23 protein-coding genes and 1 pseudogene are annotated in these 22,858 nt (G+C 72.5%); 10 read left to right on the top strand and 14 right to left on the bottom strand.

The genetic code is table 11. The features are described 5' to 3' along the window. Nucleotides 1-80: 80 nt before the first annotated feature. Entirely contained in the window at nucleotides 81-209 is a 129-nt protein-coding gene (locus ACFXAE_RS18175) for a SapB/AmfS family lanthipeptide (RefSeq protein WP_003972313.1), read from the bottom strand. After that, on the bottom strand, nucleotides 206-2,866 hold the full coding sequence (gene lanKC, locus ACFXAE_RS18180) for a class III lanthionine synthetase LanKC (protein WP_384715307.1): 2,661 nt from the start codon (nucleotides 2,864-2,866) through the stop codon (nucleotides 206-208). Before lanKC ends, ACFXAE_RS18175 begins: the two co-directional genes overlap by 4 nt. Nucleotides 2,867-3,074: 208 nt before the next feature. Between lanKC and ACFXAE_RS18185 the strand changes: the two genes are divergently transcribed. From ACFXAE_RS18185 to ACFXAE_RS18215, 7 genes are all read left to right on the top strand, one after another. Further along, complete coding sequence (locus ACFXAE_RS18185; RefSeq protein WP_384715310.1) at nucleotides 3,075-4,148, top strand: Rieske 2Fe-2S domain-containing protein; 1,074 nt, start codon at nucleotides 3,075-3,077, stop codon at nucleotides 4,146-4,148. Then, nucleotides 4,145-4,315: a hypothetical protein gene (locus ACFXAE_RS18190; protein ID WP_384715313.1), complete on the top strand. Its 171-nt coding sequence runs from the start codon at nucleotides 4,145-4,147 to the stop codon at nucleotides 4,313-4,315. The genes ACFXAE_RS18185 and ACFXAE_RS18190 overlap by 4 nt, the downstream gene beginning before the upstream one ends. Next, entirely contained in the window at nucleotides 4,312-5,250 is a 939-nt protein-coding gene (locus ACFXAE_RS18195) for a PDR/VanB family oxidoreductase (protein ID WP_384715316.1), read from the top strand. The genes ACFXAE_RS18190 and ACFXAE_RS18195 overlap by 4 nt, the downstream gene beginning before the upstream one ends. Before the next feature lie 200 nt (nucleotides 5,251-5,450). After that, nucleotides 5,451-6,422, top strand: coding sequence for an ABC transporter substrate-binding protein (locus ACFXAE_RS18200; RefSeq protein WP_384715319.1), 972 nt, complete (start codon nucleotides 5,451-5,453; stop codon nucleotides 6,420-6,422). After that, the gene (locus ACFXAE_RS18205; RefSeq protein ID WP_384715322.1) at nucleotides 6,419-7,192 is read left to right on the top strand and encodes an ABC transporter permease; all 774 of its coding nucleotides are present in this window, start codon (nucleotides 6,419-6,421) and stop codon (nucleotides 7,190-7,192) included. The genes ACFXAE_RS18200 and ACFXAE_RS18205 overlap by 4 nt, the downstream gene beginning before the upstream one ends. Beyond that, entirely contained in the window at nucleotides 7,189-7,968 is a 780-nt protein-coding gene (locus tag ACFXAE_RS18210; protein WP_384715325.1) for an ABC transporter permease, read from the top strand. Before ACFXAE_RS18205 ends, ACFXAE_RS18210 begins: the two co-directional genes overlap by 4 nt. Before the next feature lie 20 nt (nucleotides 7,969-7,988). Further along, complete coding sequence (locus ACFXAE_RS18215) at nucleotides 7,989-8,792, top strand: ABC transporter ATP-binding protein (protein ID WP_384715328.1); 804 nt, start codon at nucleotides 7,989-7,991, stop codon at nucleotides 8,790-8,792. Between the two features lie 29 nt (nucleotides 8,793-8,821). Here the strand turns inward: ACFXAE_RS18215 and ACFXAE_RS18220 are convergent, their stop codons facing one another. From ACFXAE_RS18220 to ACFXAE_RS18275, 12 genes are all read right to left on the bottom strand, one after another. Next, complete coding sequence (locus ACFXAE_RS18220) at nucleotides 8,822-10,408, bottom strand: alpha-amylase family glycosyl hydrolase (protein WP_384715331.1); 1,587 nt, start codon at nucleotides 10,406-10,408, stop codon at nucleotides 8,822-8,824. 37 nt (nucleotides 10,409-10,445) lie between these two features. Then, complete coding sequence (locus ACFXAE_RS18225; RefSeq protein ID WP_384715333.1) at nucleotides 10,446-11,309, bottom strand: carbohydrate ABC transporter permease; 864 nt, start codon at nucleotides 11,307-11,309, stop codon at nucleotides 10,446-10,448. After that, on the bottom strand, nucleotides 11,306-12,259 hold the full coding sequence (locus tag ACFXAE_RS18230; protein WP_384715335.1) for a carbohydrate ABC transporter permease: 954 nt from the start codon (nucleotides 12,257-12,259) through the stop codon (nucleotides 11,306-11,308). Before ACFXAE_RS18230 ends, ACFXAE_RS18225 begins: the two co-directional genes overlap by 4 nt. A gap of 3 nt (nucleotides 12,260-12,262) precedes the next feature. Beyond that, nucleotides 12,263-13,606: an ABC transporter substrate-binding protein gene (locus tag ACFXAE_RS18235; protein ID WP_384715337.1), complete on the bottom strand. Its 1,344-nt coding sequence runs from the start codon at nucleotides 13,604-13,606 to the stop codon at nucleotides 12,263-12,265. Between the two features lie 136 nt (nucleotides 13,607-13,742). After that, nucleotides 13,743-14,741, bottom strand: a complete 999-nt coding sequence (locus ACFXAE_RS18240; RefSeq protein ID WP_384715339.1) for a LacI family DNA-binding transcriptional regulator — start codon at nucleotides 14,739-14,741, stop codon at nucleotides 13,743-13,745. A gap of 57 nt (nucleotides 14,742-14,798) precedes the next feature. Beyond that, the gene (locus ACFXAE_RS18245; protein ID WP_384715341.1) at nucleotides 14,799-15,458 is read right to left on the bottom strand and encodes a GntR family transcriptional regulator; all 660 of its coding nucleotides are present in this window, start codon (nucleotides 15,456-15,458) and stop codon (nucleotides 14,799-14,801) included. After that, a complete protein-coding gene (locus tag ACFXAE_RS18250) occupies nucleotides 15,455-16,456 on the bottom strand; it encodes a proline racemase family protein (RefSeq protein ID WP_384715343.1) in 1,002 nt (333 codons plus the stop codon). The genes ACFXAE_RS18245 and ACFXAE_RS18250 overlap by 4 nt, the downstream gene beginning before the upstream one ends. Nucleotides 16,457-16,471: 15 nt before the next feature. After that, nucleotides 16,472-17,362 carry a dihydrodipicolinate synthase family protein gene (locus tag ACFXAE_RS18255; protein ID WP_384715345.1) on the bottom strand — a complete coding sequence of 297 codons (891 nt, stop codon included), beginning with the start codon at nucleotides 17,360-17,362 and terminating at the stop codon, nucleotides 16,472-16,474. Further along, nucleotides 17,359-18,810: an FAD-dependent oxidoreductase gene (locus ACFXAE_RS18260; RefSeq protein WP_384715347.1), complete on the bottom strand. Its 1,452-nt coding sequence runs from the start codon at nucleotides 18,808-18,810 to the stop codon at nucleotides 17,359-17,361. Before ACFXAE_RS18260 ends, ACFXAE_RS18255 begins: the two co-directional genes overlap by 4 nt. Beyond that, a complete protein-coding gene (locus tag ACFXAE_RS18265; protein WP_384715349.1) occupies nucleotides 18,800-19,099 on the bottom strand; it encodes a (2Fe-2S)-binding protein in 300 nt (99 codons plus the stop codon). Before ACFXAE_RS18265 ends, ACFXAE_RS18260 begins: the two co-directional genes overlap by 11 nt. Next, the gene (locus ACFXAE_RS18270) at nucleotides 19,096-20,259 is read right to left on the bottom strand and encodes an NAD(P)/FAD-dependent oxidoreductase (protein WP_384715350.1); all 1,164 of its coding nucleotides are present in this window, start codon (nucleotides 20,257-20,259) and stop codon (nucleotides 19,096-19,098) included. Before ACFXAE_RS18270 ends, ACFXAE_RS18265 begins: the two co-directional genes overlap by 4 nt. A 65-nt stretch (nucleotides 20,260-20,324) precedes the next feature. Further along, nucleotides 20,325-20,984 carry a hypothetical protein gene (locus ACFXAE_RS18275; protein WP_384715352.1) on the bottom strand — a complete coding sequence of 220 codons (660 nt, stop codon included), beginning with the start codon at nucleotides 20,982-20,984 and terminating at the stop codon, nucleotides 20,325-20,327. 223 nt (nucleotides 20,985-21,207) lie between these two features. On the opposite strand from ACFXAE_RS18275, the gene ACFXAE_RS18280 reads away from it, so the two are divergent. From ACFXAE_RS18280 to ACFXAE_RS18290, 3 genes and pseudogenes are all read left to right on the top strand, one after another. Next, entirely contained in the window at nucleotides 21,208-21,864 is a 657-nt protein-coding gene (locus ACFXAE_RS18280) for a helix-turn-helix domain-containing protein (RefSeq protein WP_384715354.1), read from the top strand. Nucleotides 21,865-21,883: 19 nt separating this feature from the next. Next, a pseudogene (locus ACFXAE_RS18285) lies at nucleotides 21,884-22,435 on the top strand (toxin-antitoxin system, toxin component); the annotation flags it as partial. Between the two features lie 132 nt (nucleotides 22,436-22,567). Continuing rightward, on the top strand, nucleotides 22,568-22,804 hold the full coding sequence (locus ACFXAE_RS18290; RefSeq protein WP_384715362.1) for a hypothetical protein: 237 nt from the start codon (nucleotides 22,568-22,570) through the stop codon (nucleotides 22,802-22,804). Nucleotides 22,805-22,858: the final 54 nt, after the last annotated feature.

The following is a 22,858-nucleotide window of genomic DNA, read 5'->3' on the forward strand; positions in this document are numbered from 1 at the left end:
ACGGCGCCCCGGGCCGGAACCCGGGGCGCCCGAGCCGGGCGACGTGACTCACCACGCCGCCACGGCGATCAGCACCGGTGTCAGTTACAGGTGGTGATGCTCAGGCTGCTGTCGCCGCAGAGCAGCAGGCTCGCGCGGCTGCCGGTCTCGACGTCGCCCATGGCCTCTTCCTTCGGGGTCTCCATCGACTGCAGGTCGAACAGGTTCATGACATCTTCCCTTCGTAGGACAACGGGTTCTCTTGCATCACGACCCCGGGAGGGGCCGAGTCATGGGGCCGCCCCGCTGTGCGCGGCGGCGGAAGGAACGGCAGCCCGGCGGGCCGGGCGCCGTGGACGGAGGCGACGGCCAGCAGGCATCCCGCCGTGCCCGTGGAGAGGTCCATGGACAGGCGCATCATCTGCTCACCGGGGAAGGCGAGCCGGTCGCGGTAGGACATGGCGTGCCAGGACAGCGCGTCGAGCTGACGCCGGACGGCCCGCGGACCGGTGCCGGGCACTTCGGCCGTCGTGCGGCCGAGGTACAGCACCATCCCGGCCACGCCCCGGTACAGGCCGGGCTGGGCGTAGAACATGGCCTGCGCCGCGGCCACGATCTCGCCTCTCGCCCGCGTGAACTCCTCGTCCTCCCGGTGCGCCAGGTAGTCGTCGAGCACCATGCCGATGCCCACGCTGCCCGCACCCAGGTAGGGCATGGTGCGCCAGCCCTCGTCGACCTGCAGTGCGCCGCCCGCGCCGCGGACGCAGCGGGAGAGGTCCTGGCGCAGCGCGTCCCGCGCGAGGTCGAGCAGAGCGGGGTCCCGGTCGCGTTCGTACAGCCGCAGGAAGAGCAGGGCGCGTCCCGCCGCGCCGTACAGCAGTCCCGCGCGGCCCCGGCCGGTGCTCCCGTCCCCGGCCGGCCCGCCCCGGGCGGTCAGCTCGGCGCAGCGCCGGGCCGCCGCGCGCAGAGCGGTCTCCCCGGTGGCCGCGGCCAGCGAGTCCAGGGCCAGGCCCACTCCGGCGGTGCCGCTGTGCAGGTCCGGGGCCAGGTGGTCGAGGGGCTGGTCGAGGAGCAGCTCGGCGAGGTCGAGGGCGCGGTCGCGGTGGCCGAGGTGTTCCAGTGTCCAGGCGAGGCCGGCGAGACCGTCGTGGAAGCCGGGCGGCATGCCCGACGGCGGCTGCTTGGTCCGCTCGAGCAGCCACTGCTCCCCGTCCTCGTCCCTCCCCGCCCCGCTCTCGGCCAGGGCGTACAGCACTCCCGCCGCGCCGTGGCCGAAGGCCAGTCCGCCGCCGGCCGTGGCGAACTGCGCGATGTCACCGGGGAAGAGGCGGTCGGTACGGGACGGTGTCGCCGACGCGCGGATGGCCGCGGCCATCGAGTCCCGGCTGCGGGGCCAGTCGTCCGGACGGACCGGCACCACCGGCCCGTCCGTCCCTCGCGCCGCCGGGGCGCCGGTGGGAGCGGTGGCGCCGCTCGTGATCTCGTCGACCGCCGCGTCCAGGAAGGCCCGGTCCACCGGGAACCGGCCCGCCACCACCTCGGCGAGATGGGCCGCCTTGCGCCGGTCCAGTGCCAGCAGACTGGTGAGCGGGAGGAACAGCGCGAGCCGCAGACAGGCCAGCGCGTACCGGTCCACCGCGACGCCCCGCCGGTCGGACGGCGCCACGAACCCCGGGTTGGCGACGGTCTGCCGGCCGGCTTCGCCGACCCGGTGCGCCGCCTCGAAGTCCAGCAGGGCGACACTGTCGTCCTCGCGGATCATGATGTTGAACAGGTGCAGGTCGTTGAAGACCACGCCCCGGGCGTGGACGGCCTCGACGGCGCGTTCCACCCGGGCGTGGACGTCGAGGGCCCAGGCGGTGTACTCGGCCAGCCGCTCCTCACTCGGGTCGGCCTCGATGAGCGGGTGACGGCGGGCGAAGAACGTGTTGAGCGGCTTGCCGTCGATGTGCTCCAGCACCAGGAAGTGGTGCTCCCCGACCGTCAGGTGATCGAGCACCTCGGGTGTGCAGTCGAGGCCGGACAGCCGCTCCAGCGCCCGGCGTTCGCGGTGCAGCCGGGTCACGGCGTCCGCGCCGTCGGCCGCCAGACCGGCGTGCGGACGGGCCTCCTTGAGGACGACCCGCTCCCCGGTGCGGGAGTCGCGGGCGAGGTAGACGCCGCCGCCGTTGGAGAAGTGCAGCGCCGACTCGACGGCGTAGGGCAGGCCGCCCACGGTCAGCGCGTCCCGGGCCTTCAGGTGCGGGCGCAGGAAGGCGGGCGGATCGACCCAGTCCGGTACGCGGAAGACGGGGCCGCGCAGGTCGGGCACCAGCACGCCGTCGGGACCGGTCACGGCCGGCCGCAACTCCCCCTGCGCGTCGTAGCAGTCGCGCCGGGTGAAGCCGCCGTACCGGACGTGTACGGGTCCTTCGCCGAGCCGCAGATCGCTCAGGATGTACGGTCCGGGTTCGCCCGCCAGCAGCTTTGACAGCTCGCCCGCGAGCCGTTCGAACCGCGCCTCGTCCGCCGGGTACACGGTGATGAACTTGCCGCTGCCCGCCCGGTCCGCGTACTTGGCGTTGCGCTGGTGCAGCAGATAGCGGCTGGGGACGAACTTGAAGGCCGTGCCGCCGGCGACGCAGTGCCGCCACACCCGCTCGAGCACGGACTCGGCGTTGTCGAGACAGGCGGAGACGTGGATCTTCCACCCCTGGTCGGGCAGGCCGGCGTCGACCGGACGCAGGGCGAGCCAGTCCCCGCTCTCGCTCCGCTGCCATCCCGGCGGGACGGGCCACGAGGCCGCGGCGTACCGGGAGCGCCCGGTGCCGGCCGGGGAGACGGCGCGGTGCGGGGCGTCGTAGAAGTACGGGTCCGCGTCGCAGTACACGGCATAGCCCTTGTTCACGCCGGCTCCTTCCCACCGATCGCTGACGGGCATGACGTTGTCACGCGGCGTACCGTCCCGCACAGTCACCACTGTCATCACTCCGGCGTGCGGAACGCACGGGTAACTTCGCGGGAGGTTCCGTACGGCGGAAGTCCCCTTGCCGGGGCAAAGACGGCGTCGTCATGGTGTGGGCGACACGACGTCGAGGACGACGGGAGCCGCACCGATGCCGCACATCACCGCCTTCGCCAGGAACCAGTGGTACGTCGCCGCCTACAGTCACGAGGTGGGCCGGGAGCTGCTCGGACGCACGGTGCTCGGGGAGCCGCTCGTGCTCTACCGGACCGAGGGCGACGGGACTCCGGTCGTGCTCGACGGCCGGTGCGTACACCGCCGTTACCCGCTCTCCGAGGCACCGACACGGCTCGACGGCGACCGCATCGTGTGCGGGTACCACGGGTTCACCTACGACCCCACCGGCACCTGCGTGTACGTGCCGGGGCAGAAGCGGGTGCCGCGCACCGCGCGCGTCGCCTCCTACCCCGTCGTCGAGCAGGACGCGCTGGTCTGGGTGTGGATCGGCGACCCGGCGCTCGCCGACGCGGGGACCATCCCGCGGGCCCGGCACCTGGACTCCCCCGGCTGGGTGACCGTGCGGGGCATGGAGCCCATCGACTGCGACCACGGGCTGCTCGTCGACAACCTGCTCGACCTGTCCCACGAGACCTATCTGCACGGCGGTTACATCGGCACCCCCGAGGTCGCCGAGACACCGATCACCACCGAGGTCGACGAGGGCGCCGGCGTCGTACGGGTGAGCCGCCGCATGGACGACGCCGCGTGCCCCCCGTTCTACGCCCGGTCGACCGGCATCGAGGGGCGAATCACCCGCTGGCAGGACATCGAGTACCACGCGCCGTGCCTGTACCTGCTGCACAGCAGGATCGCCCCGGTCGGTGTGCTGCCCGAGCCGGACGGCAGCGACCCGGGCGGCTTCCACACCGAGATCACCTACGCCATCACGCCGTCCGCCGACGGCAAGGTGTACGACTTCTGGGCGGTCTCGCGGGACTGGGCCACGGATGACGCCGAGGTGAGCGAGTTCCTGCGGAGCAACAACCACACGGTCGTCATGCAGGACGTCGACGCGCTCAGCCTGCTCCAGCGCTCCCTCGGCACCGAACGCGCCGGCTACCAGGAGCTGAGCATCAACATCGACACCGGCGGTCTGGCCGCCCGCCGCATCCTGGCCCGGCTGGTCGAGGAGGGCGACAAGCCCGTGGAGCGGGCGGCCCGATGAGCGGGCGCACCGGCGAGGTCTACCGCGTCGACTGGCTGCCGGGCACCGATCTGCTGCACGGCACCTGTCACTGCGGGCGCGAGCACACCGCGCAGGACCCGGTCGAGATGTGGGAGTGGATGCTCGCCCACCCGCGGGGGCACGAGCCACGAGGAGCCGGTGCATGACCTCGTACGACGACGTCGAACTCGTCGTGGAGCGGCGGGAGCCGGCGGCCGAGGGCGTTCTCGTCCTCACCCTGCGGCACCCGTCGGGCGCGGAGCTGCCCGCCTGGGAGCCGGGCGCGCACATCGATCTGGTGCTCGGGCCGGGTCTTGAGCGGCAGTACTCGCTGTGCGGGGACCCGGCCGACCGGGGCAGCTGGCGGATCGCCGTCCTGCGGGAGCGGGACGGGCGCGGTGGCTCGGCCCATGTGCACGAGCGGGTGCGGCCGGGCGACAGGGTACGGGCGCGCGGGCCGCGCAACCGCTTCCGGCTGGAGCCGGCCGGGCGCTACCGCTTCGTCGCGGGCGGCATCGGCATCACCCCCGTCCTGCCGATGCTGGCCGCGGCCGAGGCGGCGGGCGCCGACTGGACCCTGCTGTACGGCGGGCGCACCCGTGCCTCCATGGCGTTCACCGGGGAGCTGGCCCGGTACGGGGAGCGGATCACGCTCGCCCCCGAGGACGAGACCGGGCTGCTGGACCTCTCCCCGGTGCTGGCCGGTCTCCCGGAGGACACCCTCGTCTACTGCTGCGGACCCGGTCCGCTGCTCGACGCGGTCGGGGAGCGGTGCCCGGCCGGGGTGCTGCGCGTGGAGCGGTTCCGGCCCGAGAAGCAACGCGCGGCCGTGGACGGCGAGTTCGAGGTCGTACTGGCCCGCAGCGGCCGGACGCTCACCGTCCCGCCGGACGTCTCCGTCCTGGACACGGTGCGCGAAGCGGGCGTCGAGGTGCTCTACTCCTGCACGGAGGGCACCTGTGGCACCTGTGAGACCGATGTGCTGGAGGGCGAGCCGGACCACCGTGACTCGGTGCTCACCGAGGAGGAGCGGGCGACCGGGGAGACCATGCTCATCTGTGTGTCCCGGTGCCGGGGACGCAGGCTCGTGCTGGGCCTGTGATCCGGCCGAACGCGCCGCGCACGCGGTGAACGCGTTCTCCACACCGCCCACGACGCATGGGTGAACCATCAACCTCCCATCCGGGCCAAGGCATTGACCGGAGTTCCGCACGGGCCATACGTTCCCGATCAGCACGTAGTTCCTTCTGCGCACAGCCTGTTCGGAGCATCCGGTCCGGTCCCACCGCGGGAGTCACAGTCATGCGTCGTCGTCTGCTCATCGGCCTCACGGCCGCATCCGTCCTGACCGCCGCGACGGCCTGCGGCTCGCCCGACTCCGGTGGGTCCGACGACGCCGGCTCGTCCGGCGGCACCACCACGGTGACGGTGGGTCTCATCCCCATCGTCGATGTGGCGCCCCTGTACCTGGGCCAGAAGAAGGGCTTCTTCAGCGAGCGCGGGCTGAAGCTGGACTTCTCCAGTGCGCAGGGCGGCGCCGCCATCGTGCCCGGCGTGGCCAGCGGCCAGTTCGAGTTCGGGTTCTCCAACATGACCTCGCTGATGATCGCCCGGTCCAACAACGTGCCGGTGAAGGCGGTGGCGAACGGCATCGCCTCGACCGGTGAGGTGGGCAAGGACTTCGAGGCGCTCACCGTCAAGGGCGACAGCCCGGTCGGGTCGGCGAAGGACCTGGAGGGCAAGAAGGTCGCCATCAACACCCTGAAGAACATCAACGAGACCGCGGTGCGCGCCTCGGTGCGCAAGGCGGGCGGCGATCCCGACAAGGTGGAACTCGTCGAACTGGCCTTCGACCAGATGCCGGCCGCGCTCGACGGCGGGCAGATCGACGCGGCGATGGTGGTCGAACCGGCGCTGGCCACCATCAAGAGCCAGGGCGGCCGGGAGATCGCCTCCCCGATGATCGACATCGCCCCGGACCTCACCGTCGCCATGTACTTCACCTCCGTCGAGTACGCGCAGGAGAACCCGGAGGTGGTGAAGAAGTTCCAGGAGGCGACCGCCGAGTCCCTGGCCTACGCCGACTCCCACCCCGACGAGGTGCGCGAGATCGTCACCACGTACACGAAGATCCCGGCGGACGTGCTGGCGAAGGTGACCCTGCCGAAGTGGCCGGCCGAGCCCAACCGCGCCGCCATCGAGGAACTGGCGGAGCTCGGCGAGGAGGACGGCCTGTTCAAGCAGGCGCCGGACCTGGACGAGCTGCTTCCGTGAGGGGTGCGAACGCCGCTCTCGGTGCGGCCGGGCTCGCGGCCTTCCTCGTCCTGGGCGAGGCGGCGCCGCGGCTCGGCCTGGTCGGGGAGGACCACTTGCCGCCGACCGGCCGCATCGCGGAGGCGCTCGGCGCGGAGATCACGGACGGCGCCTTCTGGACCGCGCTCGGCGACACCCTCACCGGCTGGGCACTGGGCCTGGCGATCGCGGCCGTCGCGGGGATCGTCGTCGGGGTGGTCCTGTCCGTGGTGCCGTATCTGCGCGAGGCGACGGCGTCCACGATCGAGTTCCTGCGTCCCATCCCGTCGGTCGCGCTGATCCCGCTGGCGGTGCTGCTGTACGGCACCGAACTGCGGTCGGTGCTGCTCCTCGTCGTGTACGCCTCCTTCTGGCAGGTGCTGATCCAGGTCCTGTACGGCGTCCAGGACGTCGACCCGGTCGCCGAGGAGACGGCACGGTCGTACGGTCTGGGCACCTGGGCGCGGGTCCGGCACGTGCTGTGGCCGACCGCGCTGCCGTACGTCATGACCGGGGTGCGGCTGGCGGCGGCGGTCGCCCTGATCCTCGCCGTCACCGCCGAACTCGTCATCGGGGCGCCCGGGTTGGGTGCGCGGATCGCCGTGGCCCAGACCTCTCAGGCCGTGCCCGAGATGTACGCGCTGATCGTCGTCTCCGGGCTGCTCGGGCTGCTGATCAACGTCGGGGCCCGGTCGGTGGAGCGGCGGGCGCTGGCCTGGCACCAGTCGGTGCGCGGGGAGGTGGCGGTGTGACGCGCGTGCTGCTGCGACTGGTGTTCGTGCTCGCGCTGCCCGTCGCGCTGGTGGCCCTCTGGTGGGTGTCCTCGGCCGGCAGCGAGGACGTGTACTGGCCGCCCCTGCGCACGATCCTGGAGACCTTCCCTGATGTGTGGACCGGTGAGCGGTGGCGCGGTGACGTGCTGCCCAGCGTGCTGCGGCTCACGACGGGCTACGCCCTGGCCGCCGCGGTCGGTGTCGCGCTCGGCACGCTGATCGGCTCGTACCGGAGGGTGCGCGCGGTGTGCGAGCCGGTGCTGGAGTTCCTGCGGGCCGTGCCGCCGCCGGTGCTGGTGCCGGTGATCATGCTGTTCGCGGGCATCGGCGACACCATGAAGATCGTCGTCATCGCCAGTGGGTGCGTCTGGCCGGTGCTGCTCAACACGGTCGAGGGCGTCCGGGCGGTCGACGCGGTGATGAGCGAGACGGCCCGCTCCTACGGCATCACCGGCGCCGCGCGCCTGAAGGACGTGGTGCTGCCCTCGGCGAGCCCGCAGATCTTCGCGGGTCTGCGCCAGGCGCTGTCGATCGGCATCATCCTGATGGTGATCAGCGAGATGTTCGCCGCCAGCAACGGTCTCGGCTTCACCATCGTGCAGTTCCAGCGTTCCTTCGCGATCCCCGGCATGTGGACCGGCATCCTGCTGCTCGGTCTGCTCGGCTTCGTCCTCTCGGTCCTCTTTCAGTTGGTCGAGCGGCGGGCGCTCGGCTGGTACCACGGTCTGCGCACCGCCGCCCGGCGGTCCGGGTGAAACTCGTGAAAGGGCGGTCCATGCTCGACGTACGCGGTCTGCGGAAGGTGTACGAGGGATCGGGGCGGCGGACCGAGGCGGTGCGCGACCTGACGTTCACCGTGGCGGCCGGTGAACTGGTCTGCCTGGTCGGCCCGTCCGGCTGTGGCAAGACGACGCTGCTGAAGTGCGTGGGCGGGCTGCTCGCACCGACGGCCGGTGAGGTGTTCCTGGCCGGGCGGAAGGTGGACGGTCCCCCGCCCGGGATGGCGTTCGTGTTCCAGGAGTACGGGCGCAGTCTGTTCCCGTGGATGCGGGTCGGCCAGAACGTCGAACTCCCGCTGAAGCAGAAGGACCTGGGCAAGACACGGCGCCGCGAGCTGGTGGCGGACGCCCTCGCCTCGGTGGGGCTCGCGGACGCGGCCGGGGCGTACCCGTGGCAGCTCTCCGGCGGCATGCAGCAGCGGGTGGCGATCGCGCGGGCGCTGGCGTACGAGCCCGAGGTGCTGCTGATGGACGAGCCGTTCGCGGCGGTGGACGCGCAGACCCGCGCCGATCTGGAGGACCTGGTACGACGGTTGTGGCGGGAGCGCGGGATCACGGTCCTGTTCGTCACCCATGACATCGACGAGGCGGTGTACCTCGGCGAGCGGGTGATCGTGCTGTCGGCCTCCCCCACCGTCGTACGGGAGCAGCTGAAGGTCGATCTGCCCGCCGAGCGGGACCAGTTGAGCACCCGCGTGGCACCGCGCTTCGCCGAGCTGCGGACCCATGTGTACGAGCAGATCCAGGCGGCGAAGCGCGGGGTCGCCACGGTCAGGACGGATACGCCCCCACTTCGCTGAACAACGCGGGGCGACCGAGCTGTCGGGCCTCAGGCGCGCAGCCAGACCGCGGTGTCCTTCGGCAGTCGTCCGTCGGTGTCCAGGGGACCGCTGGCGAGGAGGACCTCGGTGTGCTCGGGCAGTCCGACGGGGGTGCCGGCGAGGTTCACCAGGCATCGCGTGCCCCCGTCGCGTGCGAAGGCGAGGACGCCGTCGGAGGCGGGGAGCCAGGTGAGCGGACCGTCACCGAACGCGGGGCGCAGGCGGATCGCCTCGCGGTAGAGGGAGAGCATGGAGCCGGGATCGGCGAGCTGGCGGTCGACCGCGTACGCCGCCCAGTCGTCGGGCTGCGGCAGCCACGGCGTCCCGCGCGAGCCGAATCCCGCGTACGGCGCGTCCGCCGTCCACGGCAGCGGCACCCTGCACCCGTCGCGGCCGGGGTCGGTGCCGCCGGAGCGCGCGTGCATGGGATCCTCGATGCGGTCGAGCGGGATGTCGGCCTCGGGCAGGCCGAGTTCCTCGCCCTGGTAGACGTAGACCGCGCCGGGCAGGGCCAGGGAGAGCAGGGCGGCGGCGCGCGCCCGGCGGGTGCCGAGGGTGAGGTCGGTCGGGGTGCCGAAGGCCTTGGTGGCGAAGTCGAAGCCGGTGTCGGCGCGGCCGTAGCGGGTGACCGTGCGGGTGACGTCGTGGTTGCACAGCACCCAGGTGGCGGGGGCGCCGATCGGCGCGTGCTCGGCGAGGGTGTCCTCGATGGAGGTGCGCAGTCGTGCCGCGTCCCAGGGACAGGTCATGAAGGAGAAGTTGAACGCGGTGTGCAGTTCGTCGGGGCGGAGGTAGCGGGCGAAGCGTTCGGTGTCCGGGAGCCAGACCTCGCCGACGAAGACGGCACCGTACTCGTCGGCGACGGCCCGCCAGGCGCGGTAGACGTCGTGGAGTTCGTCGCGGTCGACGTAGGGGTGCGGGTCGCGGCCCGCCACGAAGTCCGGCAGCCGGGGGTCCTTCGCCGGCAGTGCGGCGGAGTCGATGCGGACACCGGCCACGCCCCGCTCGAACCAGAAGCGCAGGATGTCCTCGTGTTCCTGGCGGACGGCGGGGTGCGCCCAGTTGAGGTCGGGCTGTTCGGGAGCGAACAGGTGGAGGTACCAGTCGCCGTCCGGCACCCTGGTCCAGGCGGGGCCGCCGAACTCCGACCGCCAGTCGTTGGGAGGGAGTTCACCGCCGGCGCCGCGGCCGGGGCGGAAGTGGAACAGTTCCCGCTCGGGGCCGCCGGCGAGCGCCGCCCGGAACCAGGGGTGCTGGTCGGAGACGTGGTTCGGCACGATGTCGACGATCGTGCGGATGCCCAGTTCCCGTGCCTCGGCGATGAGTTTCTCCGCCTCGGCGAGGGTGCCGAAGGCCGGGTCGACCACCCGGTAGTCGGCGACGTCGTAGCCGCCGTCCTTCATCGGGGACAGGTACCAGGGGTTGAACCACAGCGCGTCCACGCCGAGTTCGGCGAGGTGGGGAAGCCTGGCGCGGACGCCCGCGAGGTCGCCGGTGCCGTCGCCGTCGCCGTCGGCGAAGCTGCGGACGTACACCTGGTAGATGACTGCGGAGCGCCACCAGTCGTCGTTCCGGGCAGGGAGGGGCTGTCCCACGGTGCGTGCCTTTCTCTTCTGTGGACGAGGCGCCGGGTCAGCCCTTGGTGCTGCCCGCGCTGATTCCGGCGATGATGTGCCGCTGGAAGACGAGGAACAGCGCGACCATGGGGATGCTGGCGATCACCATCGCGGCGATGAGCACGGTCAGCTGGATGTTCTGCGACAACTGCACGAGGGCCACGCTGATCGGCTGTCTGCCGGTGTCGGAGAAGACCATCAGCGGCCAGAGGAAGTCCTGCCACACGGCGACCAGTGCGAAGATCGACACCACTCCGAGCACCGGCCGGGACATGGGCAGCACGATCGACCACAGGGTGCGCAGCCTCCCCGCGCCGTCGATCTCGGCGGCCTCGAGCACGTCCCTGGGCAGCTGGTCGAAGAACCGCTTGAGCAGATAGAGGTTGAAGGCGTTGGCGACGGCCGGCAGCCAGATGGCGAGCGGGTCGTTGAGGAGGCCGAGGTCCGCCACGGTCAGGTACTTCGGTACGACGAGGGCCTGGGCCGGGACCATCAGGGTGGCGAGAATGCCGCCGAGGACCAGCGTGCCGAAGGCGGGCCGGAGTTTGGACAGGGCGTAGGCGGCGGCCGTGCAGAACACCAGCTGGAAGACCCAGGCGCCGGCCGCCTGCACCACCGTGTTCCACAGGTGGTTCGGCAGCTCCATCAGCTCCCAGGCGTCGGTGTAGCCGCCGGCGCTCCAGCTCTCCGGGACGAGGGTGGGCGGGGTGCGGGCCACCTCGTCGGGTGACTTCATCGCGCCGCTCGCCATCCAGTAGACGGGGAAGAGGAAGGCGAGCGCGAACAGCACGACGATGCCGGTGAACACGCTCCAGTAGACGGCCCTGCCGCGCGGGCGGGCCAGGACGGCCGGGGACACGAGGGTGCGGGTGCCGCTCATACGGCCTCCTCTCCGGAGCGGGTGAGGCGGAGGTAGACGGCGGAGAACACGCCGAGCAGGGCGAGGAGCATCACGCTCAGCGCGCACGCGCCGCCGAAGTCGTTGTAGAGGAAGGCGTACTTGTAGATGAGGTAGAGGACGGTCACGGTGGCGTTCTCGGGGCCTCCGCCGGTGATCACGAAGGGTTCGGTGAACACCTGCATGGTGGCGATGATCTGGAGCAGCATCAGCATGAGGATGACGAACCTGGTCTGCGGGATCGTCACGTGGCGGATGCGCTGGAACAGGCCCGCGCCGTCCAGTTCGGCGGCCTCGTACAGCTCGCCGGGGATGGACTGGAGCGCGGCGAGGTAGACGAGGACGGTGCCGCCCATGTTGGCCCAGGTGGCGACGATCACCAGGGAGACCAGGGCGGTGTCGGCGCCGTTGGACCAGTTCGAGGTGGGCAGGTGGAGGAAGCGCAGTGCCTCGTTGGCCAGGCCGGCGCCCGGATCGTAGAACCACTTCCACAGCAGGGCGCTGACCACCGGCGGGATCATCACCGGCAGGTAGACGACGACCCGGAAGAAGGCCTTGGCGTGCCTCAGTTCGTTCAGGACGAGGGCGAGGACGAAGGGGACCGCGAAGCCGATCAGCAGGGCGAGCAGGGTGAAGGTGAGCGTGTTGCGCCAGGCGGCGCCGAACTCGGGGTCGTTCAGGACCCGGGTGAAGTTGGCGGTGCCGACCCACTCGGGGTCGGAGCCCGGCGTGTACTTCTGGAAGGCGATCACGACGGCGCGGATCGCCGGGTACCAGGAGAACAGGGCGAAGCAGACGAGTCCGCCGAGGAGGAAGCCGTAGGCGTGCAGCTGGTCGGTGAGGCGGCGCCGTCTCCGGTCCCCTGCCGGGGACGGCGCCCTCACCGGTCGGACCCGCACGGCCGCGGCCGGCCGCTGTGCCGTCTTCGTCACCGCTCAGCTCCGGGCCAGGATGCCGTCGATCTTGCCGGAGGCGTCCTTCAGGAGCCGGTCGATGTCCGCGTCCTCCTTGGTGAGGACGGCGGAGACGACTCCGTCGAGGACGGAGTAGAGCTGCTGGGCGTGCGGCGGCTCGATCTTCATCTCCAGGCTCTCGTTGCCCTCGAGGAAGGGCTGGTAGTTCTCCACCGGGACATTGGCGTTGGCCTTCTTGACCTGCTGGTCCTTGTCGTCGGCGGCGCCGGTGAACAGGCGGGGCTCGGGCAGGCCGACCGGGGCGTCGTTCTTCCTGGCGCGGGCGTAGTCGCCGAGGAAGCCGTCACCGGGGGTGAGGAACATGTGGTCGAGCCACTTGAGGCCGGCGCGGATCTGCTCGGGTGAGGCGTTCTTGCTGACCATGTAGCCGTCGCCGCCGATGAGGGTGCCTTCGCCGCCGGGCATGGGGGCGAGGGCGATGTTCTCGTACTCGGCGCCCTTCTCCTTGACGAGGATCGGGATGTTGTCGGGGGCGGCGAGGTACATGCCGAGCTTGCCGGCGCCCATCATCTGCTGGACGTCGTTGATGACGAGCAGTTGCCTGCTGCCCATCGACTCGTCCTTCCACCGCATGTCGTGGAGGGTCTGCAGCACGGCGCGGCCCTCGGGGGTGTCGACGGTGGCCTTCTCGCCGTCGGCGCTCACCACGTCACCGCCCTGCGAGTACAGCTCGGCGGTGAAGTGCCAGCCGCCCTGGTTCTGGGCGCTGTAGTCGGCGTAGCCGACGGTGCCGTCGCCGAGTGCGGCGATCTTCTCGGCGGCGTCGCGGACCTCGTCCCAGGTGGCGGGCGGCCGGTCCGGGTCGAGTCCGGCCTCCTCGAAGAGTGCCTTGTTGTAGATCAGGCCCATCGAGTAGCCGGTGCGCGGGATGCCGTAGACCTTGCCGTCGACGGTGTAGATGTCCCGCAACTGCTGCTGGATGGTGTCGTAGCTCTTCAACTCCTTGACGTACGGGGTGAGATCGGCCGCCTGGTTGATGTCGACGACGTGCCGCGCGTCGGTGAAGTAGGTGTAGAAGACGTCCTCCATCTGCCCGCCGGCGAGCTTGGCGTCGAACGTCTTCGGGTCCTGGCAGGGGAACGCGTCGTGCGGGACGACGTCGATGTCCGGGTTCTTCTTCTCGAAGGCGGCGATGTCCTCCTCGAAGAACCGGCGGTCGACCTCGGCGCTCTTGGGCGGCATGCAGTTGACCGTGATGCGGGTCTTGCCGCCGGCGGCTTCGTCGTCGTTCGACCCGCACGCGGTGAGCGTGAGCGCGCCGACGCCCAGCGCGACGAGGGTACGACGGATCCCGGTGCTTCTCATCGGTGGACCCCTTACGGGACAGGAGCGAGTGAACCCCTCGGAACAGGAGCGGTGGGCGGGGCACACTCAAGCACCGACGACATCGGTCCGCAAGATGTCGCACGGAATATGAAATTATTCGACAGTTGAGGGAGTCTCAGGAACGGGGTGCCTGGGCGGTCGACCCGCGTACCACGAGCTCGGGTTCGAACAGCAGCTCCTCGGGTGCCACCGCGCTGCCGCCGATCTGCGCGTTCAGCAGTTCCACCACCGCCCTGCCCATGGCCTCGATGGGCTGCCGGACGGTGGTGAGCGGGGGTTCCGTGCAGTTCATCAGCGCCGAGTCGTCGTACCCCACGACGGATATCCGCTCCGGGACGCCGAGTCCCTTGCGGCGGGCGGCCCGTACGACACCGAGGGCGAGGGGGTCGCTGGCGCAGATGAAGCCGGTGACGCCCCGCTCGATGAGCCGGGAGGCGGCGGCGTGACCGCCCTCGATGGAGAACATGGCGCGGGCGACGTGCTCTTCGGGCACGTCCCCCGCGACCGCGCGGGCGGCGGCCAGCTTGCGGGCCGAGGGCATGTGGTCGCCGGGACCGAGCACCAGCCCGATGCGCTCGTGCCCGAGCGAGGCCAGATGCCGCCAGGCCTGCTCCACGGCCACGGCGTCGTCGCACGAGACGGCCGGGAAACCGAGGTGTTCTATGGCCGCGTTGACGAGGACGACCGGAATGTTGCGCTCGGCGAGCCGCCGGTAGTGGTCGTGGGGCGCGTCGGCCTGGGCGTAAAGGCCGCCGGCGAACACGACGCCGGACACCTGCTGCTGGAGCAGCAGGTCCACGTAGTCCGCCTCGGAGACACCGCCCCGGGTCTGGGTGCACAGCACCGGCGTGAGACCGAGCTGGGCCAGCGCACCGCCGATGACCTCGGCGAAGGCCGGGAAGATCGGGTTCTGCAGCTCGGGCAGGACCAGGCCGACCAGCCGGGCGCGCTCACCGCGCAGCTGTGTCGGCCGCTCGTAGCCGAGCACGTCCAGGGCGGAGAGCACCGCCTGCCGGGTGGCCTCGGAGACTCCCGGCTTGCCGTTGAGCACCCGGCTGACCGTGGCCTCACTGACCCCGACCTTCTTCGCCACCACAGCAAGTCGTCGTGTCATGCACGCAAGAATAACGCAAGAAACGCAAGTGGCTTGCGTTCCTGCGCACATTCCTTGTCAAGGCGCCGCCCAGAGCCCTCGGACATGTCCGAGGTGGCGGGTCATCACGGCCCGTACGGCCTCCGTGTCCCGGGCGAGCAGCGCGTCGAGCAGTTCCAGGTGCTCCTCGGCCGACGCCTCCAGCCGCCCCTGCTCCACCAGCGCGGTCAGCCCGTACAGACGTGCGCGCCGCCGCAGGTCCCGGACCACCTCGACCAGGTGGCCGTTGCCGGCCAGCGCCAGCAGTCCCAGATGGAAGCGCTGGTCGGCCTCGATGTACGCGATGAGGTCACCGGCCGCGGCGGCGGTGACGATCTCCTCGGCGACCGGGCGCAGCGCCTCCAGGGCCACCGGGTCCGCGGTGGCGGCCAGGCGGGCCGTCGTCGGGATCTCGATGAGCGCGCGGACGTGGGTGTACTCGTCGAGCTGCCGGTCGGAGACGGCGGTGGCCCGGAAGCCCTTGTTGGGCACCGTGTCGACCAGCCCCTCCTTGGCGAGGTCGAGCATGGCCTCGCGCACGGGGGTGGCGGAGACCCCGAAGCGGGCGGCGAGCCCGGGGGCCGAGTACACCTCGCCGGGGCGCAGTTCCCCGGCGATCAGCGCGGCCCGCAGCGCGTCCGCGACCCGCTCGCGGTAGCTGGGCCCGCGGCCGCCCAGGCCGGAGAGGGCGGTGCTCACAGCACGAATCCCGCCGGGAACGGGTCCCGTGGGTCCAGCAGGTACTGCGCGGTGCCGGTGATCCAGGCCCGGCCGGTGAAACTGGGCAGCACCGCCGGGCGGCCGGCCACCTCGGTGGTGCCGAGCAGCCGGCCGGTGAACCGGGTGCCGATGAAGGACTCGTTCACGAACTCGGTGTGCAGCGGGAGTTCGCCGCGGGCGTGGAGCTGGGCCATGCGGGCGCTGGTGCCGGTGCCGCAGGGCGAGCGGTCGAACCAGCCGGGGTGGATCACCATGGCGTGCCGGGAGTGGCGGGCGGTGGCGTCGGGAGCGGTCACCTGGACATGGTGACAGCCGTGGACGGTCGGGTCCTCGGGGTGGACCGGTTCACCGCCGGCGTTGACCGCCTCCATCAGGGACAGTCCGGCCGCGAGGATCTCGTCCTTGCGGGACCGGTCGAAGGGCAGCCCGAGCCGGTCCAGCGGCAGGACGGCGTAGAAGTTGCCGCCGAAGGCAAGGTCGTAGGTCACCGTCCGGCCGTCGGGCAGGGTCGCCTTCCGGTCGAGGGCGACGGCGAACGACGGGACGTTGCGCAGGGTCACGGCGGTGGCGGCACCGTCCTCGACCGCCACCTCGGCGACGACGACCCCGGCGGGGGTGTCCAGGCGGATGGTGGTGACCGGTTCGACGACCTCGACCATGCCGGTCTCGACGAGCACCGTCGCGACACCGATCGTGCCGTGCCCGCACATCGGGAGGTATCCGGAGACCTCGATGTAGACGACGCCCCAGTCGCAGTCGGGCCGGGTCGGCGGCTGGAGGATCGCGCCGCTCATCGCGGAGTGTCCGCGCGGCTCGTTCATCAGGAACCGCTTGATGTGGTCGCGGTGTTCACGGAAGTACAGGCGCCGCTCGTTCATGGTCGCGCCGGGGATGGTGCCGATGCCGCCGGTGATCACGCGGGTGGGCATGCCCTCGGTGTGCGAGTCGACGGCGTGCAGGACGAGCTTGCTGCGCATGACCGGGCCCCTCCCCTACGCGAGTCCGGCCGCGACGGCCTTCTCGGTGGCCGCGCGGACGGCCGCCTCCTGACCGGGTTCCAGTGGTACGCGGGGTGGACGGCAGGGGCCGCCGCGCCGCCCGACGAGGTCCATGGACAGCTTGATCGCCTGCACGAACTCCACCCGTGAGTCCCAGCGCAGAAGAGGATGCAGTTGCCGGTACAGCGGCAGCGCGGTGTCGAGGTCACCGCCGGCGGCGGCGCGGTAGAGCTCGGCGCAGGACCGGGGAAACGCGTTCGGGTAGCCGGCCACCCAGCCCTTGGCGCCGGCCACGGCGAGTTCCAGCAGGACGTCGTCCGCGCCGATCAACAGGTCCAGTTCGGGAGCGAGTTCGGCGATCCGGTAGGCACGGCGGACATCCCCGGAGAACTCCTTGACGGCGTGGACGTACCCCTCTCCGTGCAGTCTGGCGAGCAGTTCCGGTACCAGGTCGACCTTGGTGTCGACGGGGTTGTTGTAGGCGACGACCGGGAGTCCGGCCGCGGCGACCTCGGCGTAGTGGGCGAGCACGGAACGTTCGTCGGCACGGTAGGCGTTGGGCGGCAGCAGCATCACGGCCCGGCAGCCGGCCTCGGCCGCCTGCTCGGTCCAGCGGCGGGCCTCGGCGGCCCCGTAGGCGGCGACGCCGGGCATGACGCGCTCCCCGCCGATCGCGGCGACGGCCGTCTCGACGACCCGGGCGCGCTCCTCGGGGGTGAGCACCTGGTACTCGCCGAGGGAGCCGTTCGGTACGACGCCGTCGCAGCCGTTCTCCACGAGCCAGGCGCAGTGCTCGGCGTAGCGGTCGTGGTCGACGGAGAGATCGTCGTGCAGCGGCAGCGCGGTGGCGACGAGGACGCCGCGCCAGGGACGGTGGTCGGTCATGAGGGTCCTCTCCCGGTGTGCTGTTCGTGCTGTCCGGCGAGTACGCCCAGCGGCACGGGCCGCGCGAACGGGCGCCGGGACGGGGTGGGTTCACAGCCCGCGAGGCCCGCCACCGCCGGTCCGCACATCCGGCCCTGGCACCAGCCCATGCCGGCCCGGGTGAGCAGCTTGACCGTGCGGGCGTCCCCGGCGCCGAGGGCGAGTCCCGCACGGACCGCGCCAGCCGTGACCTCCTCGCAGCGGCAGACCACGGTGTCGTCGGTGACCCGGTCGGTCCAGTGGGCGGGCGGGGCGTACACGGCGTCGAGGGCGGCGGCGGATCCACGCGACCGGGCGCGGGCCTTGGCGGCGGGCGCCCACTGCTCCGGGTCGGGCACGGCGCCCCGCAGCCGGGCGGCGATCGAACGGCCTGCGATGTGCCCTTCGGCGAGGGCGAGCGCGGCTCCGCCGATGCCGGTGGCCTCGCCCGCCGCCCACACGCCGGGGACGTCGGTGCGCTGTTCCGCGTCGACGGCCACGGTGAGTCCGTCGAGGCGGCAGCCGAGGCTCTCGGCGAGGTCGGTGTGCGGGAGCATGCCGTGGCTCACCGCGAGGGTGTCGCAGGGCAGATGGCGTTCGGTGCCGGACCGGACGCGGCCGTGCGCGTCGAGGGCGGCGACGGTGACGCCGGTCAGCCGGTCTCCCCCACTCCCGGCTTCTCCCCCACTCCCGACTTCGCTCGAGCGGGGGGACCCCCATGAGCGGGAGGCACCCCCACCGTGGGCGCGGACGACGGTGTGCCGGGCGAGGAACGGTACGCGGTGGCGCAGCAGCCGGGCCGCGTACCCGGCGCCCTCGGGCAGCTTGCCGGCCAGCGCACCGGCGTGCCGCGGCAGCCGGCCCGGGTCCGCGGACTCCGCCAGCGCGGCGACCCGCACGCCCGCCGCCGCGAGCCCGGCCGCCACCGGCAGCAGCAGCGGCCCGGTGCCGGCCACGACGGCGGTCCGGCCCGGTACGACGAGCCCGCCCTTGAGCATGGCCTGGGCGCCGCCCGCGGTGACGACTCCGGGGAGCGTCCAGCCGGGGAAGGGCAGCACGGTCTCGTATCCGCCGGTGGCCAGCAGGACGGCGGTGGCGTGCACCTCGGCCGGCTCCCGCTGTTCCGGTCCGAGCAGCGCGTGCACGGTCAGTCCGCCGGGCGTCCGTTCCACGCACCACACATGGTGCTCGGTCAGCACGCGCACGGAGCCCGCGGCGAGCCGGTCCCGCAGCCGGGTCCAGGTGTGCCACCGGTGGTGCAGGGCCTGGGGGCGGTCCGCGCGGAGTCCGGCCGCCGGCTGCCGGTAGAACTGCCCGCCCGGTTCCGGTGCCGCGTCGACCAGGGCGACGCGCAGACCGCGCCGCTCCGCCGCGAGGGCCGCGGCGAGTCCCGCCGGTCCCGCGCCGAGCACCGCGAGGTCAGTCCGCATGGCCCGTCCCCTCCTGGCTGCGGATCACGTCGCCCGGCCGGGCCGGGACCAGACAGGCCCGCTGGCCGGGACGGCCGTTCACGGTGACCAGGCAGTCGAAGCACACCCCGATCCCGCAGAACACCCCGCGGGGGCTTCCGTCGCCCCGGGTGGTGCGCCACGAGGTGACACCCGCGGCCCACAGCACGGCGGCGACCGTCCGGCCGGGCAGCGCCTCGATCCGCCGTCCGTCGAAGGTCACCTCGAAGGGGGGTCCGGGCCGCGCCCCGGCGAACTCCAGCGGATTCATCGCTCGGCCTCCTTCGTCGTACGGGGGAAGCGGTCGGGCCGGAACGGGGTGAGGTCCAGTTCCGGTGTCCCTCCGGTCAGTGCCCGGGCGATCAGCAGGCCGGTGCCGGTGGCCAGTCCGATGCCCGCGCCCTCGTGGCCGCACGCGTGGAACAGTCCGGGCGCCCGGGGGTCGGGGCCGATCGCGGGGAGGTGGTCGGGCAGGTACGGCCGGAAGCCGGCGTACGCGCGCAGGGCCCGGACGCCGGACAGGAAGGGGAACAGGCGCGTCGCTCCCGCCGCCAGGGCCCGCACCGCCGGGAGGGACAGGGACCGGTCGAAGCCGACCCGTTCCCGGCTGGCGCCGATGAGCACCGGCCCGGCGGCCGTGCCCTCCACCACCGGGGAGGTCTGGAGCGCCGCCGAGTCGCTGGCGACGTCGGCCACGTAGTCGGCGGCGTACACCTTGTGCCGGATGCGGGGCGGCAGTGGTTCGGTGACCAGGACGAAGCCGCGTCTGGGCAGGACGGGCAGGGTCACTCCGGCGCGGGCGGCCAGCTCGCCGCCCCAGGGGCCGGCCGCGTTGACGACGGCGGGGGCGTGGAGGTCGCCGCGGTCCGTGCGCACCCCGCGCACCGTGCCGCCGGCGGTGCGCAGGACCCGGGTCACCTCGCGGCCGGTGAGCAGCCGGGCCCCGGAGGCGCGCAGCAGGTGGGCGGCGGCGAGGGCCGGCATCACCTGGGCGTCCTGCGGATAGTGCACGCCGCCCGCGAGGCCGGGCGCCAGACACGGTTCGAGGTCGTGGAGCCGGTCGGCGGGGACGGGGTCGGCCGTCACCCCGGCGGCCCGCTGGGCGTCCGCGAACCTCCGCAGCCCGTCGAGCGTTCCGGGGGTCCCGGCGACGACGAGTCCGCCCTTGGCCTCGTACTCGACCGGCCCGACCGGTTCCTGTGCCATCTGCTCCCACAACCGGCGGGACAGCAGGGCGAGTTCGAGTTCGGGGCCGGGCGCCTTGTCGGAGACGAGGAGGTTCCCCTCGCCCGCGCCGGTCGTGCCGCCGGCCACGGGGCCCCGGTCCACCACGGTCACGGCCAGGCCCGCCCGGGCCGCGTACAGAGCGCAGGCGGCGCCCGTCATCCCGGCGCCCACCACCACGACATCGCAGGTCAGCGGCTCGCTCACGCCAGTACTATGTCACATGGCACTGTGCCGGGGAAGGGTGCGGACGCCGTCGGCGAAGGGCTGCCTCAGTCGGCGGAGTGGACCACTCTCAGGTGGGAGGCGGCGCGGCGGGACCCGCGGTCCCCGGAGGGAGTGCGGCGCGCCTCGCGCAGGACCAGCGTCAGCCGGGTGCAGTCCATGTCCTGGAGGGTCGGGGTCGTCTCCGCGACGATCCGGCAGTCCGTGGCGCCCCAGCGCGGGTCGGGGTGGAGCAGCGGCCGTACGGCGCCGTCGTGTTCGGCGGCCCGCTCGCCGACGGCCCGCAGCCAGTGCGGCAGCCCGTACCGGTAGGCGGCCTCCATGATGGGGTCCTGGGCGATGTCGCGGCGGATGGCCTGCAGCCCGTGGTCGTGTCCGTACCGCTCGACGGTCCCGGCGAAGTGGGCCAGCATCGGCAGGCACCAGCTCGACTCGTGGTCGCCGAGCACCGTGGCCGCGTCCGGGTGGAAGAGGACGAACCGGAGGAAGTTGTCGGAGGGCAGAGCCGTGGGGTGCGGCTCGACATCCTGGAAAAGTGTCCGGAAAGCGGTGTTGGTGAGCAGCACGTCCCAGCGGTGGTCGATCACCAGGGAGGGGAAGGGGACCGCCTCCAGGAGTACGGCGTAGTCCTGGAAATAGGCCTGGACCTCGGGAGTCCCGGGGACGGGCCGCGGTGCCGGCCGCTGCCCTCCTGCCTGATGTGCCATCGGGAGGTCACCCCTCTTGCCTGTGCGGCCCTGACGCGGCGCCCCGATCCTGCTGCCCGCACATGAGGCGTGTCAACTATCGTGGCATTCCACGCCGGTTGACGGCTGAAATTGGCCACAGTTGTGGCGAGACCTGGATGTGGGTTCGAGGCAACGGCTAGTCTCCGTGAAGTTCACGGCAATCGCTTGTGAGAAGCCTGTGAGAGACGTAGGAGATCTTTCGGTGACGGGTGGCTTCGAGGGTCCGGGCGCCACACCGACGACCGCGCTGCCGGCCGTCGTCGCCCGCGTCACCGCACTCGCCGACCGGCTCGGCGTGGCCCACGCCGAGGTCTTCGACGTCGGCCGGCTGTCCGCCGCCTCCGGTGTCCCGGGGTCCGTGGTCAAGGCGCTGCTGAGCGGCCGGTCCGCGGGCGAGCCCGATGTGCAGGCGCGGTTCGTGCAGCGGCTGGACCTGCTGCGCCGCACCCGGCTGAAGCCGAACGGCCGCAAGTACACGCAGCAGGAGATCGCCGACGGCGCGGGCATGTCCCGGCAGCAGGCCGGCGCGCTGATCAACGGCGACCGGCGTCCGACCATGGAGCACTGCGACGCCATCCAGCGGTTCTTCCGGGTGCACGCCGGCTTCCTCACCGCCGAGGACCCCGAGGCGCTCGCGGGCGCGCTCCAGCACACCGAGCAGGAACTGCTGCAGAAACTCGCGGACCGGGAGCGGGCGGCGGTGGCGTCGGCCGGCGACCCGCTGGAGCGGCTGCTGCAGGACCACGGGGTGCGCCAGATCGCCTGGCGGGCCGCTCAGCTGCCCACCGACCAGCACCGCGACAAGGTCGCGGAGTGGCTGGACATGCTCCTGGAGAGTGTCCAGCGGCCCAAGGCCTGATCCGGGGAGGACAGCGGGCATCGGCAGGGAGACGCGCCGCCTGTGCGGCGAGTCGCCGGCGGAGCCGACGCTTCCCGTCCCGGCGCGGCCCGCCGATCCGTACGCGGCCCCGTGCGAGGCGGTGAGCAGGCGCCGAGGCCGGCCCGTGCTGTTCCGTACGGCGGTCCTCCCGCCCGGGACGGCGAGCGGGCCGTGGCTCGACATGGCGGACCAGGACCTCGTCGTGATCAGGGAACGCACGGCGCCGGACCACCAGTCGGTCATCCTGGGGCACGAGCTGTGGCACATGCGGGCCGGCCACTGCGGTCGCCCTCACGTCCGGGGTGCCGAGGCGGCGCCGCGCCTGCTGGGTCACGCCCTCGACGAGGACACCCTGCGGGCGGCCGTCCTGAAGGTCGCCGCGCGCACCCGGTTCGACCCGGCCGAGGAGAAGGAGGCCGAGGCCTTCGGCCTGCTGCCGGCCGGCAGGTGCCGGACCCGGCCGGCCGGTTCGTCGCTGCGCGGGCCGGTGCGGCGGGATCGGCCGGCGGGGCGGATCGAGGCGTCGCCGGGGGTATCCGGGGCCGCAGGGCCGAGCGGACACGCCCCGGCGCACGAGCCCCTCCGGGCGGGGGAACCGGGCCGCGAGGCCATCCGATTGTCAGTGGGGGACGGCAAGCTGGAGGTGAATCGTCACCGACCGCGACACGGGGAGAACCGAGCGATGCCCACCGCCGTACTGACCGACCGCGAGCGCACCGCCGTCCAGGCCTATCTGCGACTGCTGCACACGGTGCGCGCCGCCCTCGACACCCGGCCGGGCCCGCCGGGGCCTCCCGGGCCCCCGATGGTGCCGCCCTCCGTGCTCGCCGAGGCGGAGACCGCTCTGGCCCGGGCGGGCCTGAGCGGCAACGAGGAGGTGTTCTTCCGGATGCTGCGCGACTGGCACCCCGAGCCGTAGCCGGACGCGTCCCTCCCGTGGCGGCGGTCGCCGTCCCGCTCAGCCGTGCGGGAC

Source organism: Streptomyces sp. NPDC059454, assembly GCF_042749965.1.
GTDB lineage: Bacteria > Actinomycetota > Actinomycetes > Streptomycetales > Streptomycetaceae > Streptomyces.

Excerpts from the sequence above, each read along its gene's own strand:
- ACFXAE_RS18175 (WP_003972313.1), bottom strand. The coding sequence starts at position 209 with ATGAACCTGTTCGACCTGCAGTCGATGGAGACCCCGAAGGAAGAGGCC.
- ACFXAE_RS18185 (WP_384715310.1), top strand. The coding sequence starts at position 3,075 with ATGCCGCACATCACCGCCTTCGCCAGGAACCAGTGGTACGTCGCCGCC.
- ACFXAE_RS18190 (WP_384715313.1), top strand. The coding sequence starts at position 4,145 with ATGAGCGGGCGCACCGGCGAGGTCTACCGCGTCGACTGGCTGCCGGGC.
- ACFXAE_RS18195 (WP_384715316.1), top strand. The coding sequence starts at position 4,312 with ATGACCTCGTACGACGACGTCGAACTCGTCGTGGAGCGGCGGGAGCCG.
- ACFXAE_RS18200 (WP_384715319.1), top strand. The coding sequence starts at position 5,451 with ATGCGTCGTCGTCTGCTCATCGGCCTCACGGCCGCATCCGTCCTGACC.
- ACFXAE_RS18215 (WP_384715328.1), top strand. The coding sequence starts at position 7,989 with ATGCTCGACGTACGCGGTCTGCGGAAGGTGTACGAGGGATCGGGGCGG.
- ACFXAE_RS18225 (WP_384715333.1), bottom strand. The coding sequence starts at position 11,309 with ATGAGCGGCACCCGCACCCTCGTGTCCCCGGCCGTCCTGGCCCGCCCG.
- ACFXAE_RS18235 (WP_384715337.1), bottom strand. The coding sequence starts at position 13,606 with ATGAGAAGCACCGGGATCCGTCGTACCCTCGTCGCGCTGGGCGTCGGC.
- ACFXAE_RS18240 (WP_384715339.1), bottom strand. The coding sequence starts at position 14,741 with ATGACACGACGACTTGCTGTGGTGGCGAAGAAGGTCGGGGTCAGTGAG.
- ACFXAE_RS18250 (WP_384715343.1), bottom strand. The coding sequence starts at position 16,456 with ATGCGCAGCAAGCTCGTCCTGCACGCCGTCGACTCGCACACCGAGGGC.
- ACFXAE_RS18255 (WP_384715345.1), bottom strand. The coding sequence starts at position 17,362 with ATGACCGACCACCGTCCCTGGCGCGGCGTCCTCGTCGCCACCGCGCTG.
- ACFXAE_RS18260 (WP_384715347.1), bottom strand. The coding sequence starts at position 18,810 with ATGCGGACTGACCTCGCGGTGCTCGGCGCGGGACCGGCGGGACTCGCC.
- ACFXAE_RS18265 (WP_384715349.1), bottom strand. The coding sequence starts at position 19,099 with ATGAATCCGCTGGAGTTCGCCGGGGCGCGGCCCGGACCCCCCTTCGAG.
- ACFXAE_RS18275 (WP_384715352.1), bottom strand. The coding sequence starts at position 20,984 with ATGGCACATCAGGCAGGAGGGCAGCGGCCGGCACCGCGGCCCGTCCCC.
- ACFXAE_RS18290 (WP_384715362.1), top strand. The coding sequence starts at position 22,568 with ATGCCCACCGCCGTACTGACCGACCGCGAGCGCACCGCCGTCCAGGCC.